The 19125-nt window shown below is 69.1% G+C and carries 16 protein-coding genes; 10 read left to right on the forward strand and 6 right to left on the reverse strand.

The features are described from left to right. Positions 1–223 precede the first annotated feature (223 nt). The 4 genes from ACZ60Q_RS02700 to ACZ60Q_RS02715 all read right to left on the reverse strand — a co-directional run bounded on the left by ACZ60Q_RS02700 (position 224) and on the right by ACZ60Q_RS02715 (position 5385). Entirely contained in the window at positions 224–2827 is a 2604-nt protein-coding gene (locus ACZ60Q_RS02700) for a hypothetical protein (protein WP_469627306.1), read from the reverse strand. After that, positions 2827–3507, reverse strand: a complete 681-nt coding sequence (locus ACZ60Q_RS02705) for an ABC transporter ATP-binding protein (RefSeq protein WP_469627309.1) — start codon at positions 3505–3507, stop codon at positions 2827–2829. The genes ACZ60Q_RS02700 and ACZ60Q_RS02705 overlap by 1 nt, the downstream gene beginning before the upstream one ends. Positions 3508–3536: 29 nt before the next feature. Then, positions 3537–3728, reverse strand: a complete 192-nt coding sequence (locus ACZ60Q_RS02710) for a hypothetical protein (protein ID WP_469627311.1) — start codon at positions 3726–3728, stop codon at positions 3537–3539. Positions 3729–4176: 448 nt separating this feature from the next. Further along, the gene (locus ACZ60Q_RS02715; RefSeq protein ID WP_469627313.1) at positions 4177–5385 is read right to left on the reverse strand and encodes a GNAT family N-acetyltransferase; all 1209 of its coding nucleotides are present in this window, start codon (positions 5383–5385) and stop codon (positions 4177–4179) included. A gap of 248 nt (positions 5386–5633) precedes the next feature. Here ACZ60Q_RS02715 and ACZ60Q_RS02720 point away from each other — a divergent pair, with 248 nt between their 5' ends. The 9 genes from ACZ60Q_RS02720 to ACZ60Q_RS02760 all read left to right on the forward strand — a co-directional run bounded on the left by ACZ60Q_RS02720 (position 5634) and on the right by ACZ60Q_RS02760 (position 13259). Further along, positions 5634–6395, forward strand: coding sequence for a 4'-phosphopantetheinyl transferase family protein (locus ACZ60Q_RS02720; protein ID WP_469627316.1), 762 nt, complete (start codon positions 5634–5636; stop codon positions 6393–6395). Between the two features lie 177 nt (positions 6396–6572). Further along, entirely contained in the window at positions 6573–7361 is a 789-nt protein-coding gene (locus ACZ60Q_RS02725; RefSeq protein ID WP_469627318.1) for a thioesterase II family protein, read from the forward strand. Between the two features lie 196 nt (positions 7362–7557). Beyond that, on the forward strand, positions 7558–8115 hold the full coding sequence (locus ACZ60Q_RS02730) for a DedA family protein (protein ID WP_469627992.1): 558 nt from the start codon (positions 7558–7560) through the stop codon (positions 8113–8115). 89 nt (positions 8116–8204) lie between these two features. Then, positions 8205–8558 carry an ArsR/SmtB family transcription factor gene (locus tag ACZ60Q_RS02735; protein WP_469627320.1) on the forward strand — a complete coding sequence of 118 codons (354 nt, stop codon included), beginning with the start codon at positions 8205–8207 and terminating at the stop codon, positions 8556–8558. After that, positions 8555–8824: a hypothetical protein gene (locus tag ACZ60Q_RS02740; RefSeq protein WP_469627323.1), complete on the forward strand. Its 270-nt coding sequence runs from the start codon at positions 8555–8557 to the stop codon at positions 8822–8824. The genes ACZ60Q_RS02735 and ACZ60Q_RS02740 overlap by 4 nt, the downstream gene beginning before the upstream one ends. Before the next feature lie 116 nt (positions 8825–8940). Then, positions 8941–11277, forward strand: a complete 2337-nt coding sequence (locus ACZ60Q_RS02745; RefSeq protein ID WP_469627326.1) for an MMPL family transporter — start codon at positions 8941–8943, stop codon at positions 11275–11277. A 190-nt stretch (positions 11278–11467) separates the two neighbouring features. Continuing rightward, positions 11468–11686 carry an MbtH family protein gene (locus ACZ60Q_RS02750; protein ID WP_469627328.1) on the forward strand — a complete coding sequence of 73 codons (219 nt, stop codon included), beginning with the start codon at positions 11468–11470 and terminating at the stop codon, positions 11684–11686. Positions 11687–11779: 93 nt separating this feature from the next. Beyond that, on the forward strand, positions 11780–13114 hold the full coding sequence (locus ACZ60Q_RS02755) for a condensation domain-containing protein (RefSeq protein ID WP_469627331.1): 1335 nt from the start codon (positions 11780–11782) through the stop codon (positions 13112–13114). After that, a complete protein-coding gene (locus tag ACZ60Q_RS02760; RefSeq protein WP_469627334.1) occupies positions 13053–13259 on the forward strand; it encodes a hypothetical protein in 207 nt (68 codons plus the stop codon). Before ACZ60Q_RS02755 ends, ACZ60Q_RS02760 begins: the two co-directional genes overlap by 62 nt. A 267-nt stretch (positions 13260–13526) precedes the next feature. Here ACZ60Q_RS02760 and ACZ60Q_RS02765 read toward each other — a convergent pair whose 3' ends face one another. Then, positions 13527–16664, reverse strand: a complete 3138-nt coding sequence (locus ACZ60Q_RS02765; protein ID WP_469627337.1) for an AfsR/SARP family transcriptional regulator — start codon at positions 16662–16664, stop codon at positions 13527–13529. Positions 16665–16740: 76 nt separating this feature from the next. On the opposite strand from ACZ60Q_RS02765, the gene ACZ60Q_RS02770 reads away from it, so the two are divergent. Next, positions 16741–17598 carry an NAD(P)-dependent oxidoreductase gene (locus ACZ60Q_RS02770; protein ID WP_469627340.1) on the forward strand — a complete coding sequence of 286 codons (858 nt, stop codon included), beginning with the start codon at positions 16741–16743 and terminating at the stop codon, positions 17596–17598. A gap of 1109 nt (positions 17599–18707) precedes the next feature. Here ACZ60Q_RS02770 and ACZ60Q_RS02775 read toward each other — a convergent pair. Further along, a complete protein-coding gene (locus ACZ60Q_RS02775; protein ID WP_469627343.1) occupies positions 18708–19109 on the reverse strand; it encodes a hypothetical protein in 402 nt (133 codons plus the stop codon). Between the last annotated feature and the right edge of the window lie 16 nt (positions 19110–19125).

A 19125-nucleotide genomic window follows, 5' to 3' on the forward strand; every position in this document is an offset into this window, starting at 1 on the left:
GGCCGCCTCTCGTTGTTCGCGGGGCGCGACAACACCCGACCGACCAGCCCCCACCCCCTCCAAGGAGGATCCGCCGGAGGCACAAACCCCCCGTTCCGGAACGCGGTGCCGGGTCGGAAGGAGCCCGCCGCGCGCTGATTCCCTTCACTAGTACTCGTGTTCCCTTCCGTAGTACTCGTGCCTCATAAGGCATCGCGATGTCCAGGGAACGAAGGCCACCGCCCTACCGACGTAGCGCGAGAACCGATCGGGTCGCGGCGAGCGAGGAGGCCAGGACGAGGGCGGCGAGGAGCAGGGTCATCTGTTCCCAGGGAATGCCGAGCTGGAAGCCGGAGATCCGGGTGGCCAGAGCCATGGTCGGGACGATGGCGATGAAGAGGCCCAGGAGGGTGGCGGTTCCCAGGAGCAGGGCGAACTGCCAGAGGATGATGTGGCGCCCCCAAGAGGGAGGGATACCAAGCGCGACAAGGCTGTCGACGTAGTTCCTCAGCGCTTGGGTCTGGCTGCGGAGAGCGGTGAGGACGACAGTGAGCGCGAGCAGGGCAAGAGCCGCGGCGGAGACGTAGAGCGCGGTGTCAGGAACCGGCGGTTCCGGCTCGACGTAGATGTGGGCCGCGCGCGCGTCGAGCGCGTGATCCTGAAGGATCTGTTGCACGCGCGTGCCCTGGCCCTCGTCGACGCCGGAAACCATGATGGGGCCCCGCGCGGCGATGGGGAGGTCGAGGCGGCGGGCGGTGTCGGTGAGGAGGATCCCGTCCGTGCCGGCGCGCCAGCCCGCCCTCGGCGGCTCCAGCGGCTTGGACGGCAAGGGAGGGGTTCTGCTGAGGACGTTGTCGTTCTCGGCCACGACAAGTCGGGTCGGCCGGCCTTCGGGGGGCGGAGGGTTGTCGCGGTCGGACCAGACCAGAAGTCCGCCACCGTTGAGCAGAGCACGCTGGTCGGAGGTGAGGGAGCGGCCGGTCAGGACGGGGACATCGTCGGGGGAGTCGACAGCTACGATGCCGCCGTCGCTGCCGTCCCGAGTCGTGCTGGGGGCGGGGCCGCTCTGGTTCACGGACTCTTTCGAGAGGCGGTGGAACTCAACCCGCGGAAGCCCGTCGAGGATCTTGCTTTCCTCCATCACGGAAAGCATCCGCTCGGGTGGCGGGAAGGCTCCGCCGGCCCGGTGCGCCAACAGGACCTGGCCGGGCAGGACGTCCGGCTGCACGGTGTTCTCGCTGCTGCGGATCAAGGTGTCGAGAAGGGCGAGCATGCCCAAGCCGGCCCCGATGATCACGGTAAGGACGGCGAGGGCGGCCTGTGCCCGTCGCCGGTCGGCCTGCAACTGGCGTCGGGCCAGTCTTCGGCGGGCGTCGCGCTCCGGAAGGAGACGGGTCGCGAGTCCGAAGAACTCCGGCAACGTCAGCACTACGGCGGCGGTCATCAGGGCGGTCAGGTACATGCCCTCGGACGGGGAGTCCAGGCGCGTCGCCGTGAAGACCACACAGGTGCACCAGGCGCCCAGTGCGGCCGGCCGGCGGACATCGCGGACCATGGTCGTGTCTCTCCAGGCACCACCCGTTCTCTTCGCCGTCGGCTGGTGCGGCGGTGACGGGTTGGCGTGTAGAGGCTGCGCCATACGGGTCCGGCGGGTCAGGAACAGCCCCGCACCGGCCAGTGCTCCGGTCACCGCGACCAGAGCCAGAAGCCGCGCTGCCGCGTCTGCCACCCCGTCGATGTCTCCCCCCGGCCGGTCCTGCAAGTACACCAGGAGGGGCCGCAGGGACCAGCCGGAGGCGATTCCGGCAGCAACACCGGCGGCGGCGGCAGCCAGGCACCAAGCGACACCGGCGGAGCTCACGGCCGCCATGGTGGTGGCAGGTCGCAGCCCCGAGGCCACCATGGCCTCCGCCGTGCGCCGCAAACGCCGGTTGATCAACCCGAAGACCAGCAGCACAGCACCGATGGGGACCAGAACGGCAGGGATGGCGTATCCGGCCGGGGCCTTCTCGATCCAGTAGTCGGCCGCCTTCGTCTCCAGCTGTGCCCGCAGGGTCGGCGGGCCGGGGAGAAGAGATCCCCCGTCACCGGCGGCTGCCGAGCCGGAGCCTTGGCTGTACGGCGTGAGCGACTTCGTCACAGCGTCCATGACCGCTTGTTCGGGACCTCCGGTCCACAGCAGGTAGGGCTGCGCGACCAGGGCGGGGTAACCCTCAACAAGCTTCGGGTCCAGACTCTGCCAGGTGCCCGGAGCGGCGAGAAGGTACGAGGTGCTCGCGTAGTGGTTCTCTGCGACGCCCACCACGCGCAGCCGAACGTCGCCGAGCAGCGTGAGCCTCTGACCTGGCGCGGTTTTGACGTCCTCGGGGTCACTCACCACGATCTCGCCAGGCCGCTGAGGCCAGCGCCCAGCGGTCAACTCGTAGACGTCCGGGTACGGATCGAGCTTCCAGTCCCCTTCCAGCAGCGTCACGTTCCGCGCTGGAGTGACGGCGAGTTGCGCGTCGAGAGAGACGAGGAAGGCGGCGGCATCTTCCGCATCGGCCTGCCGCGCCGCCCCGGTCATCGCCGGTACGGGAGTCTCGCTGCCGGGAGGGATCGTGAGGTGGGCGCTCGCGAGGGCGTCGAAGCGGCCCAGATCGCGGTCGGCCTCCTGCGCACCTGAGAGTGACAGCGTCGACAACACGATGAACATGGCCATCGCGAACAGGCCCGCCACGAACACCGTCGAAGTGGCGCCGACCCACTGGCCGGGGCGCCGGCCCAGCCGCCATGCCAGCCGCCCTGCGAGTCGTACCTGCGTCAGGGTTGATGCCCCCTTGTCCCTCTGCTTCGGCTGCCGCGCCATCAGCGCTGTTCCAGACGGCCGTCGACGACCTCGTAGACCGAGTCGGCGAACTCCCTGCAGCGGGGATCATGTGAGCAGACCACCACAAGCACCCCCTCATCGCACAACTTCCGCAGCAGGGTGAATATCTCTCGCGTGGCGGCCGAGTCCAGTGCCCCGGTCGGCTCGTCAGCCAGCAACACGGCGCGGTCACCGGCCAGTGCGCGGGCGATGCCCACTCGCTGCCGCTGGCCTCCGGACAGTTGACCCGGAAGTCGGTTCTCCAGCCCGACCAAGCCCACCCGACCAAGTTGTACGAGGGCCTTCGCGCGGGCGGCAGCCGGTGCGTCCCCGCGTGCCTCCAGCGGCAACGCGACGTTCTCAGCGGCCGTGAACTCCTCCACCAGCCGGTGGTGCTGGAAGACCACGCCGACGGCGTCCAACCGCAGGCGCGCGCGCCGCGTCTCATCCGCCGCACCGACGTCGATTCCGGCGACCTGGATGTCACCGGAATCGGCGACATCCAGACCGGCCAGCAGGTTGAGCAGAGTCGACTTCCCGGAGCCGCTGGCTCCGTATACGCAGATGAACTCGCCGGCCCCGGCCGAGAAGTTCACCTCCCGTGCGGCCCAGACCGTTTCCACTGCCGATCGGTAGGCTTTGCACAGGTCGCGCGTTCGGATCAGCGGCGCTCCGGTCATAGCGTCACCCCTTCTGCTCTCTGATCGGTTCAGCAGCCGTACGTGGTACGCCAGGAGGTGACCTCGTCGCTGTTCAGCGGCGAGACGTCGCGGTCCTGGTCTTCCCGGCCCATCGCCTGCCTGTCACCGGTGCCATTCCTCCTGCCATACATACAACCGGTGTGGGTGCCCGACTCGTTGGACCACGAGTCCATCGCGTTGTCGTTGTCGCCTCGCCCCACCTGAGGCCGGTACTCACCGGCGCATCGACGATGTCGAGACAACGGACCCAGCCACCCGTTTCCATCCGGCTGCATCCTCCTCGATCCCGCTCGGACGGAGATCGGTTAGGCGTTCGCCACACCCATCTTCCCTCCGCCCGACACAACCAATGCGCCCGAGGAGTACGGGAGGCTCGGTTTCCAGGGCCGACGGATCACCCCTGGGCTGCGACGTATTTCATGAGCCGCCGGCCTCATCACTACTCACCGCGCGCGGCTGCGTTACGTAGCGGACGACTGTACGGCGGAAGCGTCGGGGCCGAGTCGGCAGGGTGCACCGGTCCGGGCCTCGGCCGTCGGGCTCGTCACCGTTTCTCCTTTGGACACCGTGATGTGACGCGTGATGACACTGACCGAGATCCGCTGGGAGATCCGCTGGGAGATCCGCGACGACTTCGACGAGACCCCGTCAGAAAGTGGTTCCGCAGAAGGCTGCCGGGGAGGCGCCGAACAGCCGGTCCGCGTTCGGCAGCGCCTTGCCGTCGATCACCCGCAGACCACCGATTCCGGCCAGAACCGTGAAGCTCGTGGTGCCGAGGTATGCCATGGTCAACGCATCCACGCCCAACGACAGTTGTGCCTGTTCCGACGTCGGTTCCACGCCGTCGGGCGAGATACGAAAGCTTCCGGAGTTGGCGGGCAGAAGCTCGTCGGTGACCTTCAGCACCAACGGGTCACCGTCACCGTAGGAGCGCGCGTCGAGCGCCTTCGGCAGGTCGACGAGCCGCAGCCACAGGTCGTCGTCCAGGGAGTGGGTGCGGCAGGCTCGCCAGTCGTCCAGCATTCCCTCGACGAGCTCGTCGGTGGGCCGACGGCGTACACACACCTCTTCGACCAGGTCCACGCCGAGCAGGAAGCGCCACAGGCCCGCGACGGCCTGCGGATTCGCCGCGTGGAAGTCCGTGACCATCAGCGTGACACGGGCACCGGATTCCCCGCTCTGCATGGTCCGGTACGCGACGAAGCCGTCGTCGCCGTCCGGTCCGGAGTGCACCGCGACCACGGGGCTCCTGCCCGACTGCGCCAATGGCTCCCATGTGGCCTTCCACCAGCCCGCGGAACGTCCGATCACACCGGGCCGGTAGGGGCCGAGCCGTTCGTACAGCCGGGGCAGCAGGCTGACCGACGACGCACCGTCGACCAGCCGCACGTCGCCACCGCAGGGCACCTCGGGCCGCAACCGGGCTTCCCGCGGGTACAGCCGCACCGCGCGGGACCGATTGCCGACCGCGTGCCCGAAGCGGCGGTAGATGGTCGCCTCGCTCACCCGGCTGCCCACCACGGGGAACCCCTGTTCAACGGCCAGGTCCAGGCATTCACGCTCCAGCCGTGTGAAGATTCCACGCCGCGTGCGGTCGGCGCGTACGCCCTTCCCGGTCGCCGCCGCCATGGGCACGGTCCCGCCGCCGGGCAACGCGAGGCGTGAGCGCAGGAGATGGGCCGTACCGACCAGTTCCCCACTCAGATACGCCCCCAAAGCCAGCCCGGGCTCATGAAGATCCTGTGCGTAGGCCCACTCCCCGTCGGAGACCGGGGAGGAGTGGTGCGCCCCTCTCGCCAGGTCATGTGCGGCTCGATGTTCTGACTTCGCAAGGACTCGGACATCGACCTCTGCCATGAGCCGCCCTCTCCGCGCTCGACGCTGCTGCGCGCAACGCTTCGTCCACCCGCTATAGCCCCTCTATACGCGCGGCTTCCGCCGTGCCGGGCGGCGTATAGCGCGGGTATAGCCGCAGGGCCCAGCGTGAGAACGCCGTCGTGGCCGTCGCGGCACAGAGGGAAGGCCACCGCGGGCCACGGCTTCCGCTTCCCCTCTCTACGTTTGGAGTCGAGCGTGCACTCCCCGTCGAGCCGAGCGACCGGACGATGAACGACAGCGGCGGCCCTCTCGCCGCGACAGGCGCGGTCCACGTCTGGTACGGCCGCGCCTCGGACGAGCTCGCCCCGGACGGCCTCGCCCTCCTCGATGACGACGAACTCCGCGTCGTGCGCAGTAGACGTCCTCCGTTCGACGCCCACTACGCCGGTGCGCACTCCGCGCTGCGTCGTCTGCTCGCCGAGCAGTACCTCGGCGTTTCACCCGGCTCGATCCGCTTCGGTCGGCACAGCTGCCCGGCCTGTGAGGACACGTCCCACGGCCGGCCCCGGATCGTCCGGCCCGCCACCCGTCTGGAGTTCGGCCTTTCCCGGTCGGGTCCGCACTGGGCGCTGGCCGTCACCGCCGGCGGGAACATCGGCGTCGACATCGAGAGCACGCACGACTTCGCTCCGGGAGGCGTGTCGGAACTGGTCCTGTCCGACCTCGAACTCGCCCGGATGCGGGCGATGGAGGACGAGGAGGACCGGCGGGAGTTCTTCCTCCGCTCCTGGACGCGGAAGGAAGCCCTGTTGAAGGCCGTCGGGATCGGCATCGTCGCGGATATGCGCGCTCTGGAAGTACTGCCCGCCGAAGCGGGTCCGGTGGTCGTCGAGCACACCGGGCCCGGCCCCCGCCGCAGATGGCTGGTCGAGGAGGTGAACCTGGGCACGGGCCTGGTCGCCGCGCTGGCCAGGGAGGCGACCCGCGGCACCGCACCCGTCGTACTGCGCGCTTGGGGCGACGTGCGGAAGGGGACGGTCATCGCATGAGCCGCAGCGCACTGCGGCGACGCGCGGCGGGGTCCCGGGAGAGGCGCACGGTCCGGTGCGGCTCGACCGGGTGGACGAGGAGGACCGGTCGGCCCGCCGGGCGGACCAGCCCCGGTGACAGGCCTCCACCGATGCTCGACGGTCCCGTGAGCGCGGGCGGAGAACAAGATGGGCGGCATGATGACCGCACTCGAGGCGCAGGAGCACACCATGTCGACGCACAGCCCGTTCCGACGATTCCTGCCGCGCCCCCGTGCGCGGATGCGGCTGTACTGCTTCCCGCACGCGGGGGGCGCCGCGAGCACATTTCACAGCTGGGCGCACCTGCTCCCGGAGACGGTCGAGCTGATCGCCGTCCAGTACCCCGGGCGGCAGGACCGCGACCGCGACCCCATGCCACATTCGGTGCCCGAGTTGGCGGAGGAGATCGTGCGGGGCATCGAGATGCCCTTCGACCGTCCCACCGCGTTCTTCGGGCACAGCATGGGGGCCTTGGTGGCCTTCGAGGCCGCCCGTCGGCTCCATCCGCGTTTCCCCTCGCCGCTGACCGGTCTGTTCGTATCCGCGTGCAAGGCACCCGCCGAGCGCACCCCGCGCGGCCTGTCGTTCGACGAGGCCGAACTGCGGGTCTACCTCCGCGAGCTGGGTGGAGAGGGCGCGCGCAGGATGGAGGAGAGCGAGGAGCTGTGGCAGCTCGCCTTTCCCGTGCTCTCCGGGGACCTGCGCGTGGTCGAGACTTACGAATACACCGCAGGCGCTCCACTGACGTGCCCGCTGATCGCCCTGGGCGGCGACCGGGACCTCTCGGTCGCGCCCGCCGACCTGGAACTGTGGAAGGACTACGCCATCGGCGGTGCCGAGATGCACGTGGTCGACGGGGGGCACTTCTACTTCGACGGGTCGCTGCCTCGGGTGATCGGGATCCTGGCCTCGACACTGGCTCAACTTGCTTTTCAGCGAACCTAGTTCGCCCAGGACCGGGGGCCCGGAGGATCCCCTCAGCGGTTCCGGGGCCGCTCGGCGTCAAACCCCTAGGGGTTGGCTCCCAGATACCCCTGGTCCCTCCCGGCTGCTGTTGATACCCGGCTTAGCACCTGCCAACATTTATATGCGGGTGCAGACAGGTGTACGACAGACAGGGGAGTTGGTGGTCGTGGACAGCATGCACTGGATGTACGTACTCCTCATCCTCGTCACGATGCCACCCATGGTGCCGAACTCCGCGCTGTTAACGAGCGCCGGCGCCCTCGCCGCGACGGGCAGCCTCGACCTTGCGGCTCTGGCGCCCATCCTGCTGACCAGCGCCGTCCTGGGAGACCTCGGGGTCTTCTGGATAGGCCGCAGGTCACGCGGTCGCGCACTGGTTTGGCTCTCACGGGACGCGCGGCGCCGCTCGACATTGGAGTGGACGACACAGCGGATCCAGCGCTACGGAGTGCCCTCGGTGATCGCCATGCGCTTTGTGCCCACCGGGCGCGGCATAGGCGGGCTGGCCGCCGGAATCTCGGGATACCCGGTCCGCAAGTACCTGGCGGGCGCGGGGGCCGCCGAGGCCATGTTCCTCTCGTACACCATCGGCTTCGGCTACCTGGGAGGTCGCGCCCTCCCGGACGACATCCCCCCGTTCCTCATCGGACCTGCGATGTCGCTGCTCGTGGCGAGCGGTGTCGTACTGGTGCAGCAGGTATCACGCCGACGCCCCAACAGGCCTTCTTTATGAGCGAGTTGGTGATGGGAGCGCTTGATCGACATGACTGGAAACCCCTCCATGTACCTGCTAGCGTCGCTTGGCATGTCCGGTGTGTCGCTGTGAGAACCTCCTTCCGTGACGGGGACGACATGGTGCGTGTGCTGGCCACACTGGCCAGCCCGCACCGGCTCCGGGTGGTGGCCGCCCTGTCCCGTCGACGCAACTACGTGAGCCAGCTGGCCCGCGAGCTGGGCATCAGCCGCGCCCTGCTCCAGGCCCATCTGCGGAAGCTGGAAGCCGCAGGCCTCGTCTCGGCCAACCTCGAAATATCGAGCGACGGAAAAGCTATGAAGTTCTACGAGGTTGTTCCTTTCGCGCACGACCTCACACCGGAAACCATCGCAGCCGCGGTGTTGACGCTCAGCGCGGGCGATGCCGCCCAACCGGACGGCGAGAAAGGACCTCCTTCATGAACTCCCGGGGCTGGCAAGAAGTCATCGGAGCAGTCGGGATTTTCGGCATGATCATCGTGATCGTCACGATCGTCGTCTGGAACATGGCTGCGACCTGGCGGGCCAGAGCCATTCTTGCCCGTGATTACGAATACCGGACACTCGCAGAGAAAGCGGTTCGGAACGAGAGCGCCATCGAGCAGAGGCTGACCGCTATCGACGAGCACCTCGCCGATCTGCGGACCCGCATGCATTCGGTCGAGCGCGTCCTCAAGGAGATCGAGTAAAAAAAATAGCGGAACCGGGCCGCCAAGCGGCAACTTGACGGCCCGGCAGAAGGAAGCAACACCTCGCCGATGGCGAGTCTTCAACGCATCGCCCCTTTCGGGAAGGACCTTAGTTCATGTCGCGCAAGCGTAAACAGTCCAGTACGCAGGGTGGCCCAGCGGTCACGGAAACCCTGGACCAGGAGACACCGGGAGACGTCGCGAGGGGTGGCTTAAACGCTGGTGGAGGCCAGGGTGCGTTCATCGAGCGGATCGCCGGCTGGTCGATACAGCACCGTGCCCTGGCGATCGGCGGCTGGCTGGCACTCGTCGTCGTGTCGCTGCTCGCCAGCGCCGTGCTCTCCGGGTCCAGCGCCAGGACCCCGGACCCGGGTGAGTCCGGCGACGTCAAGCAGGTGCTCCACTCACAGACGAACTACGAGCCGGTCCTGGAGAACGTCCTCATCCAGCCGCGCGACGGCGGCGGCAAGTTCATGGACGACCCGGCGCTCGTCAAGGCCGCCGAGGACCTCGTGGCCGAGTTCGACAAGACCCCGGGAGCCGTCACCGGCCTGCGCACCCCGATGAATCCGGGGTCGGAGCAACAGATCTCGAAGGACGGCCGCTCCGGACTGGTCACCTTCTTCGTGGCCGGCCCGAACGAGGAGATGACCGCGCATTTCGACTCGGTGGTCGAAGCGGTGGACCGGGTCGCCGACCGGAACAGCGACGTGCGCGTCGTACAGGCCGGAGACACGAGCCTTTCCCGCGCCGTCGACGACGCCGTCAAGAAGGACTTCGCCAGCGCCGAGCGCACCGCGCTGCCGATCACCCTGGTCATCCTCCTCATCGTCTTCGGGGCTCTGGTCGCGGCGGCGATCCCGCTACTGCTGGCGGCGACCACCGTCGTGGGCACCTTCAGCCTCATCGCCATCCTGGAACGGTGGGTCGCCGTCAACAGCGCCGCCACCTCGATGATTCTGCTGATCGGCATAGCGGTGAGCATCGACTACTCGCTCTTCTACCTGCGGCGTGAGCGCGAGGAGCGGGCCGCTGGACACAGTGTGTCCGAGTCGCTACGTATCGCCTCCCGCACCTCGGGCCATGTCGTCATCGTCTCCGGCGTGACGGTGATCCTCTGCCTGTGCGGCCTTCTCCTCAGCGGCCTCGGTGTGTTCCGCGGCCTCACGCTCGGCACCGCTCTCGTGGTGGGCTTGGCCATGATCGCCTCGGTTACGGTGCTGCCGGCCTTGCTCGCCACACTCGGGCACCGCGTCGACAAGGGCCGCGTGCCCTGGCTCGGCAAGCGCCGCACGACCATGTCCGAGTCCCGCACCTGGCAGAAGCTGGCACGCGCCGTCGTCAAGCGCCCGAAGGTGTGGGGCGGAGCCGCAGTGGTCGCGCTGCTCGTGATGGCGGCTCCGGCGGCCGGCATGCACCTGCAGGACGCCGCCGTCGTCAACAGCCTTCCGCGCAGCGCGCCCACGGTGGACGCAGCGGTCCGCATGCAGGAAGCCTTCCCCGGTGCCCCGACCCCCACGCGGATCGCGGTCTGGGGCGTCGACGGCGGGAGTTCGGACACCCCCCAGGTGAAGGCGGCTGTCGACGAGCTCCACCAGCACATCGCGGACAGTGAGGGCAGACTGGCGGGCCCGGTCTCGACCGTGCAGATCGACGACGTCCTCATGGTGCGCGTTCCGCTGGCCGGCAGCGGCACCGACGAGGTCTCCAACGCCGCGTTGAAGACACTGCGCGAGGACACCCTCCCGGCGACCCTCGGCAAGGTCGAGGGCATCGACTACGCGGTCGGCGGCCGGACCGCGTTCGCCGAGGACTTCAAGGATCAGCTCACCTCACGGGCGGCGCTCGTCGTCGGGTTCGTCCTCGTCCTGGCGTTCGTGCTGCTGCTGGTGGTGTTCCGCTCGCTGGCGATTCCGCTGATTTCCATCGCACTGAACCTGCTGTCCATCGGTGCCGCCTACGGGGTGCTGACCTGGGTGTTCCAGGACGGCGCCTTCAGCTCACTGCTCGGCTTCACCCCGTACGGAGGCGTGGCCGGCTGGCTGCCGCTGTTCATGTTCGTCGTGCTGTTCGGCCTGAGCATGGACTACCACATCTTCATCCTCAGCCGGATCCGGGAGCGCCGGCTGGCCGGAGCCACCACACGGGAGGCCGTCGTCGACGGCATCGCCTCCAGTGCGGGCGTCGTCACCAGCGCGGCCGTCATCATGACGGCGGTGTTCACCATCTTCATCACACTCTCCGCCATCGAGAACAAGATGATGGGCGTGGGTATGGCGGTGGCCATCCTTATCGACGCGACCATCGTGCGCGGCGTGCTGCTCCCTGCCGCCGTGGCCATGCTCGGCGAACGGGCCTGGGCCCTGCCGGGTCTGCTGAGGCGACTGCCCGGCATGAGCGACCAGCCGCAGCCGGCACCCGTCGCCGCCACCACCGGCGGACCCGCCGGCTAGGCCGGGCTCCGCGGCACACACACCCGAAGCCCTCCGGCCCGGGACCCGACGTCGATCGGGTCCCGGGCCGGAGGGCTTCTCGGCGGATAGCTCCGATATAGACGGAGTATCGGGTCGCCGAGAAAACTGATCGAACAGATATGGAATACCCGAATGCCGTTTTCCGGCGGCTTCCTGAAAGGGTTTTGTCATGGCTGACGAGCAGGATGACGGCCAGATCTACCGTGTCGTGGTCAACGACGAGGAGCAGTATTCCATCTGGTGGGCGGACCGAGATCTCCCTGCCGGTTGGCGTGCGGAGGGCATCGAGGGAAAGCGCGCTGAATGCCTCACCCATATCGGTGAGGTATGGACGGACATGCGCCCCGCGAGCCTGCGTCGCCGTATGGAGCAGTCAGCGGGGAGCTGATTCGCGCTGCCCGGCACAGCTCAGAAACGTCCGACGGAACATCGGACACCGATTGGTCACTCATCAGCGGCGGCAGCGGGAGGACTGGAACAGATGAGCGTCGGGAAGAAGAAGCGGACAGACATCGACGCCCTTCAGGAGAAGCTCCTCCGTCAGCGGCTCGGCAGCGGACGTCCCCGCGGCCGCCGCTCGGCCGTCACTCCCGTCGACAGGTCCGGGGCCCTGCGGCTGTCGTTCGGACAGCAGCAGATGTGGTTCCTCAACCGGCTGGAGCCGGACAGCGCCGAGTACCTGGTGCCGCTCGCCTTCCGAGTGCGGGGCAAGCTCGGCATCTCGGCTCTGGAACGGGCGTGGACGGCACTGATCGCGCGGCATGAAGTGCTGCGCACCCGGTACGGGCTCCTCGACGGCGAACCGGCCCAGATCATCGACCCGCCCGCGGCCGTCGGGCTCCCTCTGGATCAGGAGACCGCCCGGCCCGCCGACGAACGGGAGCGGTGCGCCACCGAGTTCGTGGCGCGGATGTCGGTCACCCCCTTCGACCTGGAGCGCGAGTGGCCCGTCCGGGCACGTCTGCTGCGGCTCGCGGACGACGATCACATCCTGAGCGTCACCCTCCACCACATCGCATTCGACGCCTGGTCCACAAACGTTCTCGTGTCCGAACTCGTGACCCTGTACGAGGGATTCGTGAACGGCAGGGAGCCGTCCATGCCGGCCCTCCCGGTGCAGTACGCCGACTACGCGGCATGGCAGCGCGCCGAGGAGAGCGGTGCGGCCTTCGCCCACCACCTGGACCACTGGCGGGAACAGCTCGCCGGCATCACGCCGCTCGATCTGCCCACCGACCTGCCACGTCCCGCCCACCGGCGCCATGAGGGCGCGAACGTGCCCTTCGTCCTGCCCGACGGACTCTCCGAGAAGGTCCGCGAACTGGCGCTGAAGCACGACGCGACCCCCTTCGCGGTGCTGCTCCCCACCTTCCAGGCCTTGCTCGCCCGCTATACCGCCCGGCGTGACATCCCCGTCGGCACGGTGGTCTCCGGCCGCACCCGCCCCGAACTCCAGGGTCTCATCGGCTATGGCATCAACAACCTGGTGATGAGAGCCCGCTGGGAAGGCGACCCTACGTTCGCCACACTGATCGAGCAGGCCCGCGAGAACCTGATCCAGGCCTATGAGCACCAGGCCGTCCCCTTCGCCCTCCTGGTCGACGAGTTGCAGCCGGAGCGGGACATGTCCCGCACCCCGCTGTACGAGGTGGCGTTCACCCTCCATGAGCGCGGCAGCGAAGATGACCTTCGGCACGGACGGGTTGCCGTTCGACACGGCGTTCGGCGACGGCAGTGCGCTGGCGGCCCAGGACGTGGACGTCCTCAACGCGGCCTACGACTCCGCCACCCGGCGGGAGAGCCGGCAGCCGGGTGATCTCATGCTGGTCGACACCATCCTCTCCGCGCACGGGCGCGACGCCTACCGCGGCAGCCGCAAGATCCTCGTGGCGATGGGCGAACCGGTAACCCCGCACGACTGCTCACCGACCGTGTCACCTACCCCGGGGCCGCTCACCTGAGCCGGACCGGCCCACCATCCCGGCCCGTCTTCTCCAGGACTTCGCCGATCATCTTCCGGGCCCCCCTCCACCAGCACCGGGTGTGACATCCAGGAGCAAGAGAGCGACTGCGACGCCTGCGGGGTCTACTGACGCGGATTACGCGTCCCTGGAACGGGTCCTGGGCCCGCAAGCCCAGCCCCCGGCCGTGCCTGCCATGTGCTCCCAACGCCCTGGCCCACGCTCGCCCACTGCGCACAGTCACGTTCCGTAGTGTGGGCTCGGCCATCAGATGGAGCGGAGCTTGTAGACGTCATCGAAGGAGGACGGCTTCAGTGCCCGGCGGACTGTGGTGGTGATGCGATCGACGTCGCCGCGTTCGGCGGTGGGCAGCGGCACGCCGACCACCTCGCGTGTCGCGGCGGCCGTACCGAGCAGCCGGGCGGCTGCCTCATGGTCTCCTTCGAGGGCGTGGGCGCCCGCCATGCCCTCGAAGGCGCGTGCGAGCGCCCTGCGGTCACCCGTGCGCCGGGCGTAGTCCATTCCTTCCCGGTGCAACGTCAGCGCGGCGCCGGCGTCGCCCCGCTGTTCGGCGATGAAGCCCAGTTCGGCCAGGATGAACGCCACTCCGGGATCGCCCTCCCATCGGCGGCACCAGTCGAGCCACGCGCGCAGGTGGGCCTCCGCGTCGTCCAGCCTGCCCTGGCGCCGCGCGACCAGGGCCAGGCCGATTTCGGCGAACGCCTCGCCGCGCTGGTAGGAATGCGTCGCCGCAAGGTGCTGGGCGCGTCTGTGGAGGTCCTCGGCGCGGTCGAGGTCGCCGGTCAGCAGTGCAGTACGTCCGAGCCGTGCCAGCATCTTGGACACCTCGTTCCACAGCTTGAGCTCTTCGGCGAGCCGAAGTCCCGACCGCCGCAGGTGTCCGGCCTCGGCGTAGTCGCCGGTGATCTCGGCCAGGTCACCGAGGATGAAGGCCGTCTGCAACTCGCCCCACCCGTCACCGAGCTCCTGGAACAGAGCGGCGGCGTGCTCCGCGTCGGCACGCGCGGCGTCCGGCCTCCCCTGGTACAGCGCGACCTCGGCGCGGACGGAGAACGCGGCCGCCGTTCCCCAACGGTCCCCCAGGGCCTGGAACGCTGCGCCGGCCTGGTCGGCGAGGTCGAACGTCGCCTCCGGGTCGCCGTACCCAACCTTGCCCAACGCGACGAACCACCGGGCCCGCGCTCGGCCTACGGGATCGCCGCCCCGGTCGTAGGACCTGAGAACGGTCCGGCTCTCGTTGTCGGGAGTGTCGAGAAGCAGCAGCGACATTCCCGCCTGCCATGCCCGGGCCGACGCCCTCGGCCCGGGAGCACCCCCGGTCGACAGGGCGAGATCGAGTGAGCGCCTGGCCTCGGCGAACCGGCCGCGCAGGAACCAGAACCAGGCTGTCGCGTTCACCAGCCGGAGCGCCGCGTCCGCGCGGTCCCGGCGCACGGCGTATGCGAGGGCGGTGCGCAGGTTGGCGGCCTCGGCGTCCAGACGTTCCAGCCAGAGCCGCTGCCCGTGGCCCCTCAGCAGGGGATCGGCGTGTTCGGCGAGGTCTGCGTAGTAGGCGAGGTGGCGGTCGCGTGCGCTCTGTTCGTCCCCGGACTCGCCGAGCCGCTCAAGGCAGTAGGCCGCGACCGACTCCAGCAGCCGGTACCTGCCGTTGTGGTGGACGACCAAGGAGCGGTCGACGAGCCGTCCGAGCAGATCCAGGACGTCTTGCGTCCGTACGCCCTCGTCCGCGCACACCGCCTCGGCGGCCTCCAGCGTGCAGCCATCCGCGGGCACGGCCAGGCGACGCAGCACCACCTGCTCATTCTCGGGGAGCAGGCCCCAGCTCCAGTCGATCGTCGCGCGCAGCGTGCGCTGCCGTGCCGGTACGCCGCGCAGGTTCACCGCGAGCAGCCGGAAGCGGTCGTCCAGACGGTCGGCGAGGTCTCCCACGTGCATGACGCGCAGCCGGGCGGCGGCCATCTCCAGAGCGAGCGGGATTCCGTCCAGGCGGCGGCAGACCACCGCCACGGCCTCCGCGTTGTCAGGTGCCAGGGCGAAGCCGGGGACGGCGGCCGCCGCGCGGGCCACGAAAAGCCGCACCGCGTTCGACTTGCCCGGCCGCTCGGCGCCCGGTTCGGGCAGGTCCAGTGGCAGGACGGGCCAGGCGTGCTCACCCACGACCGCGAGTGTCTCCTGACTCGTGGCCAGAACCCGCAGTTCGGGCGCGGCGCGCAGCAGCCGCGACGCCAGCTCGGCGACCGGCTCTGCGACGTACTCGCAGTTGTCGAGCACGAGCAGCATGCGCCGCCCCGAGACGGCGTCGGTGAGCCGATCGGTCAGTGACCTGGCCGGGGCATGGCCGTCGTCACGCAGTTCGAGCACCGCTGCGACGGCCTCCCGCACGTCGGCGCCGGTGCGAGTCGCGGCGAGCTCCACCAGCCAGGCTCCGTCCGGGAACTCCTCGGCCCGCCTCACGGCCACCTCCAGTGCCAGCCGGGTCTTACCGACCCCGCCCGCCCCGGTCAGTGTCACCAGCCGCTCGGATTCCAGCAGTCCGCCGATTCGGCGCACCTCCTCGGTGCGGCCGATCAGATCGGTGAGCGGGGCGGGCAGGTTGCCCCGCGGCTGCGGTACGGGAACCCTCGCTGGGGCCAGAGCGCTGTCCTGTCGCAGGATCGACCGGTGCAGCTCGGCCAGTTCACGACCGAGGTCCAGGCCGAGATCGTCGCGGAGGCGGTCGCGGATCTCCTCCAGGCCTGCCAGCGCCTCGCCCTGCCGGCCCGACCGGTACAGGGCACGGACCTGCGCGGACCGCAGCCCCTCGTGCAGCGGATACGCGGCGACCAGTTCCCCCAGCTCGCCTGCCAGGAGAGCGTGCTCACCCAGTTCGAGCCGTGCCTCGGCGAGCTCTTCGAGGGCGACCAACCGCTGTTCTTCGAGCCGTCGCGCCTCGGGCCGAACGAACAGTTCGTCCGCGAAGTCGGCGAAGGCCGACGGTCCCCGCCACAGCCCCATCGCCTCGGTGAGCAGCCCGGCCGTCACACTCGGGTCGCCGGTGAGCCCCCGGGCCCGCTTCACGAGCGCCTCGAAGCGCCCTGCGTCGACCGCGTCGCCGTGCACCCGCAGCACGTACCCCGGTGATTGGGACACCACCAGGTCACGGCCGCCCGCCTCGGCGTCCTCCAGAGTCCGTCGCAGCAGCGACACCTTGGACCGCAGGGTGCGGACATCGCCGGCCGGAGGCGTGTCGCCCCACAGATCGTCCATGAGCCGGTCCACCGGAACGACCTGCCCTCGCCGCACCAACAGCGCGGTGAGCAGCATACGGATCCTGGTCTCGCGCACCCGAACGGCCCGCCGGTCCTCCGTCCACACCTCCAGCGAACCCAGCACCCCGAAACGCATACGGGCCACGCTACCCGCAGCGCCGGCACAACCTTTCCGGAGACCGATCGGAACCTCCCTCGCGCACAGTCGTCCCATGAACAACGCACCCGTCACTGTCATCGGACTGGGGCTGATGGGCAAAGCCCTCGCCACCGCCTTTCTCGACGCCGGCCACCCCACGACCGTCTGGAACCGCACGCCCGCCAAGGCGCGAGACCTGACAGCACAAGGAGCCGTCCTCGCTCCCACCGTCGGCGACGCCATCCGGGCAAGCCCACTGGTCGTGGTCTGCCTGACCGACTCCGCCGCCGTCCGCGACACGGTCGGCCCGCACCGGGCCGAACTGGCCGGCCGCACGTTGGTCAACCTGACCTCCGGCACCTCCGAGGAGGCCCGCGAGATCGCCACGTGGGCGAGCGCGTACCTGGACGGCGCGATCATGGCCGTCCCCGAGGTGATCGGCCGTCCCGAGGCGTTCCTGCTGTTCAGCGGAGCACCCGGCGCGTTCGACACGCACGAGGAGACCCTCAAGCAGCTCGGCGACGCCGTCTTCTTCGGCGTGGACCCGGGCTTGGCCTCCCTCTACGACGTCGCCCTGCTCGGCGTCATGTGGGGCACGCTGAACGCCTTCCTGCACGGCGCGGCTCTCCTGAGTGCCGCCAAGGTCGACGCGTCCGCCTTCGCCCCGTTCGCCAACCAGTGGGTCTCCAGCGTGACCGGGTTCGTCAGCGCCTACGCCGAGCAGATCGACCGCGGCGCCTACCCGGCCGAGGACGCCACCCTCGAAACCCACCTGGCCACGATGAAGTACCTGGTACGCGAGAGCGCGGCCGCGGGCATCGACACCGCCTGGCCCGCCCGCCTCCAAGCCCTGACCGAACGCGCCATCGACGCGGGCCACACCGGCGCGAGCTACGCCAGCCTCATCGAGGTCTTCCGAGGCAAGGCGTAGTCGAGAGCGCCCTGTGAACGGTCGGGGGTGGATCATTGATCCACCCCCGACCGGCGCGGACGCACGCACGGCACGTGTGCCGCGTGAAGCGCCACCGGGCCGTGGCCACGCGATACGAAGTGACCCAGTAGAAACGGCGGATCTCGACGATCAGCCGAGCCTTGACCGTGATCGTCTGCAGGACCGGGAAGGTGAGTTCGCGGCCGGTCCAGGTCCGAGACGAAGAGCAGGAAACCGGCGAAGTGGCCGGCAGCTACAAGTCACGCACGGGGCGCGACCTCGAAGCGGCTGGGTTGGTCGGCCCCCAGAGGCCGTGGGACCGCTCTTCACCCTCCCACGACCGCGAGAACGGAAAAGCCCAGGTCACAGCCGCGCAGGAAGCACCCCCGACACGTGAAGACCCTCGTCCGCCACACCACCGTGAGGCGAACACCTAACGCAATATGACCGCGAAAAACACGTTTCCCCAGGTCAGAACGATTCTGCCTGGGGACGCTCGGTGGGGCGGGTGGGACTCGAACCTATAGGAGTGACGCCTCTCACCTGCAACGATGCCAAAAAACGGACATAGCCACCCGTTTCCATCCGGCTGCATCCCCCTCGATCCCGCTCGGAAGGGGATCGGTTAGGCGTTCGCCACACCGCTTCCCCCCTGCGCCCCGCACGCCTTCCGCATCTGCGGAGCCTAGGAGGACTAAAGCCCGCCGACATCCCCGAACCACCGCGTAGGTCATCATGGGCTCCCCCCACCCTGGCCCATGTCCGCCCCCTGCATACAGTTACGCTGCGTAATATCGAACTCTTGGGCTCAGGCGTCCACGCGTTGGCGGTGGGGGCTTCCTCATTTCCTCCGTCGGCTGCGGAGGACCGCGCCGAAGACCGCACACAAGAGGCCGAGCACCCTCTCTCGACGTCTCGCCGCTTACGGTGCCGAGCTCGCTGCTGGGCCGTCGACGGCCTCGTCTCCGGCCAGAACATCGGCAGCTCCACGTCCCCGAGCGATTACGCATCAGGTCGTCAAACGCCAGGCCCGGGCCGGATCGTGTCCGGCCCGGGCTGCCAGGCCCCGGGCCTGCGGCCCGGGGAACCTGTCGAGGCGTCCGAAGTCGCTACGGGTTCTTCTTGATCTCGTAGCCGTACGGCTTGTCGACGTTCGTGCTGAAGAAGAGCACCTGGGGCGGACCGTCCTCCGCGACCATGAGAACGGCTATCTGGTCGGCGTCCGCGAACGAGCCGCCGGCGTCGATCATCAGGTTGAGGCGGTCCTCGTCCGTTTCCCGCTCCCAGGTTCCCGCGCCGGCGACTCTGTCCTCAGCAGGCGGCTCGCCGAAAGCGAAACCAATGGACTCGGTGGGGATCCTTTCCATGCTGAACCGGCCGTCGGCGTGGAACTCGACCCGGCCGCCGCCACTTCCCGTCCAGACACCCGGCAGCCCGGCGGTGTCCACGGCCGTCGTGCCGACATTGGAACACCCGCCCAGGCTCAAGGCCAGTCCCAGGGCAAGGGACATGGCGGCAAATCGCCTT

The organism is Streptomyces sp. NPDC104313, from assembly GCF_055583985.1.

What these genes read in the sequence shown, in the direction of transcription:
- ACZ60Q_RS02700 (WP_469627306.1), bottom strand. Translation starts at nt 2,827, where the DNA reads ATGGCGCGGCAGCCGAAGCAGAGGGACAAGGGGGCATCAACCCTGACG.
- ACZ60Q_RS02755 (WP_469627331.1), top strand. Translation starts at nt 11,780, where the DNA reads ATGAGCGTCGGGAAGAAGAAGCGGACAGACATCGACGCCCTTCAGGAG.
- ACZ60Q_RS02765 (WP_469627337.1), bottom strand. Translation starts at nt 16,664, where the DNA reads ATGCGTTTCGGGGTGCTGGGTTCGCTGGAGGTGTGGACGGAGGACCGG.
- ACZ60Q_RS02740 (WP_469627323.1), top strand. Translation starts at nt 8,555, where the DNA reads ATGAACTCCCGGGGCTGGCAAGAAGTCATCGGAGCAGTCGGGATTTTC.
- ACZ60Q_RS02745 (WP_469627326.1), top strand. Translation starts at nt 8,941, where the DNA reads ATGTCGCGCAAGCGTAAACAGTCCAGTACGCAGGGTGGCCCAGCGGTC.
- ACZ60Q_RS02725 (WP_469627318.1), top strand. Translation starts at nt 6,573, where the DNA reads ATGATGACCGCACTCGAGGCGCAGGAGCACACCATGTCGACGCACAGC.
- ACZ60Q_RS02705 (WP_469627309.1), bottom strand. Translation starts at nt 3,507, where the DNA reads ATGACCGGAGCGCCGCTGATCCGAACGCGCGACCTGTGCAAAGCCTAC.
- ACZ60Q_RS02770 (WP_469627340.1), top strand. Translation starts at nt 16,741, where the DNA reads ATGAACAACGCACCCGTCACTGTCATCGGACTGGGGCTGATGGGCAAA.
- ACZ60Q_RS02720 (WP_469627316.1), top strand. Translation starts at nt 5,634, where the DNA reads ATGAACGACAGCGGCGGCCCTCTCGCCGCGACAGGCGCGGTCCACGTC.
- ACZ60Q_RS02750 (WP_469627328.1), top strand. Translation starts at nt 11,468, where the DNA reads ATGGCTGACGAGCAGGATGACGGCCAGATCTACCGTGTCGTGGTCAAC.
- ACZ60Q_RS02730 (WP_469627992.1), top strand. Translation starts at nt 7,558, where the DNA reads ATGCACTGGATGTACGTACTCCTCATCCTCGTCACGATGCCACCCATG.
- ACZ60Q_RS02775 (WP_469627343.1), bottom strand. Translation starts at nt 19,109, where the DNA reads ATGTCCCTTGCCCTGGGACTGGCCTTGAGCCTGGGCGGGTGTTCCAAT.
- ACZ60Q_RS02715 (WP_469627313.1), bottom strand. Translation starts at nt 5,385, where the DNA reads ATGGCAGAGGTCGATGTCCGAGTCCTTGCGAAGTCAGAACATCGAGCC.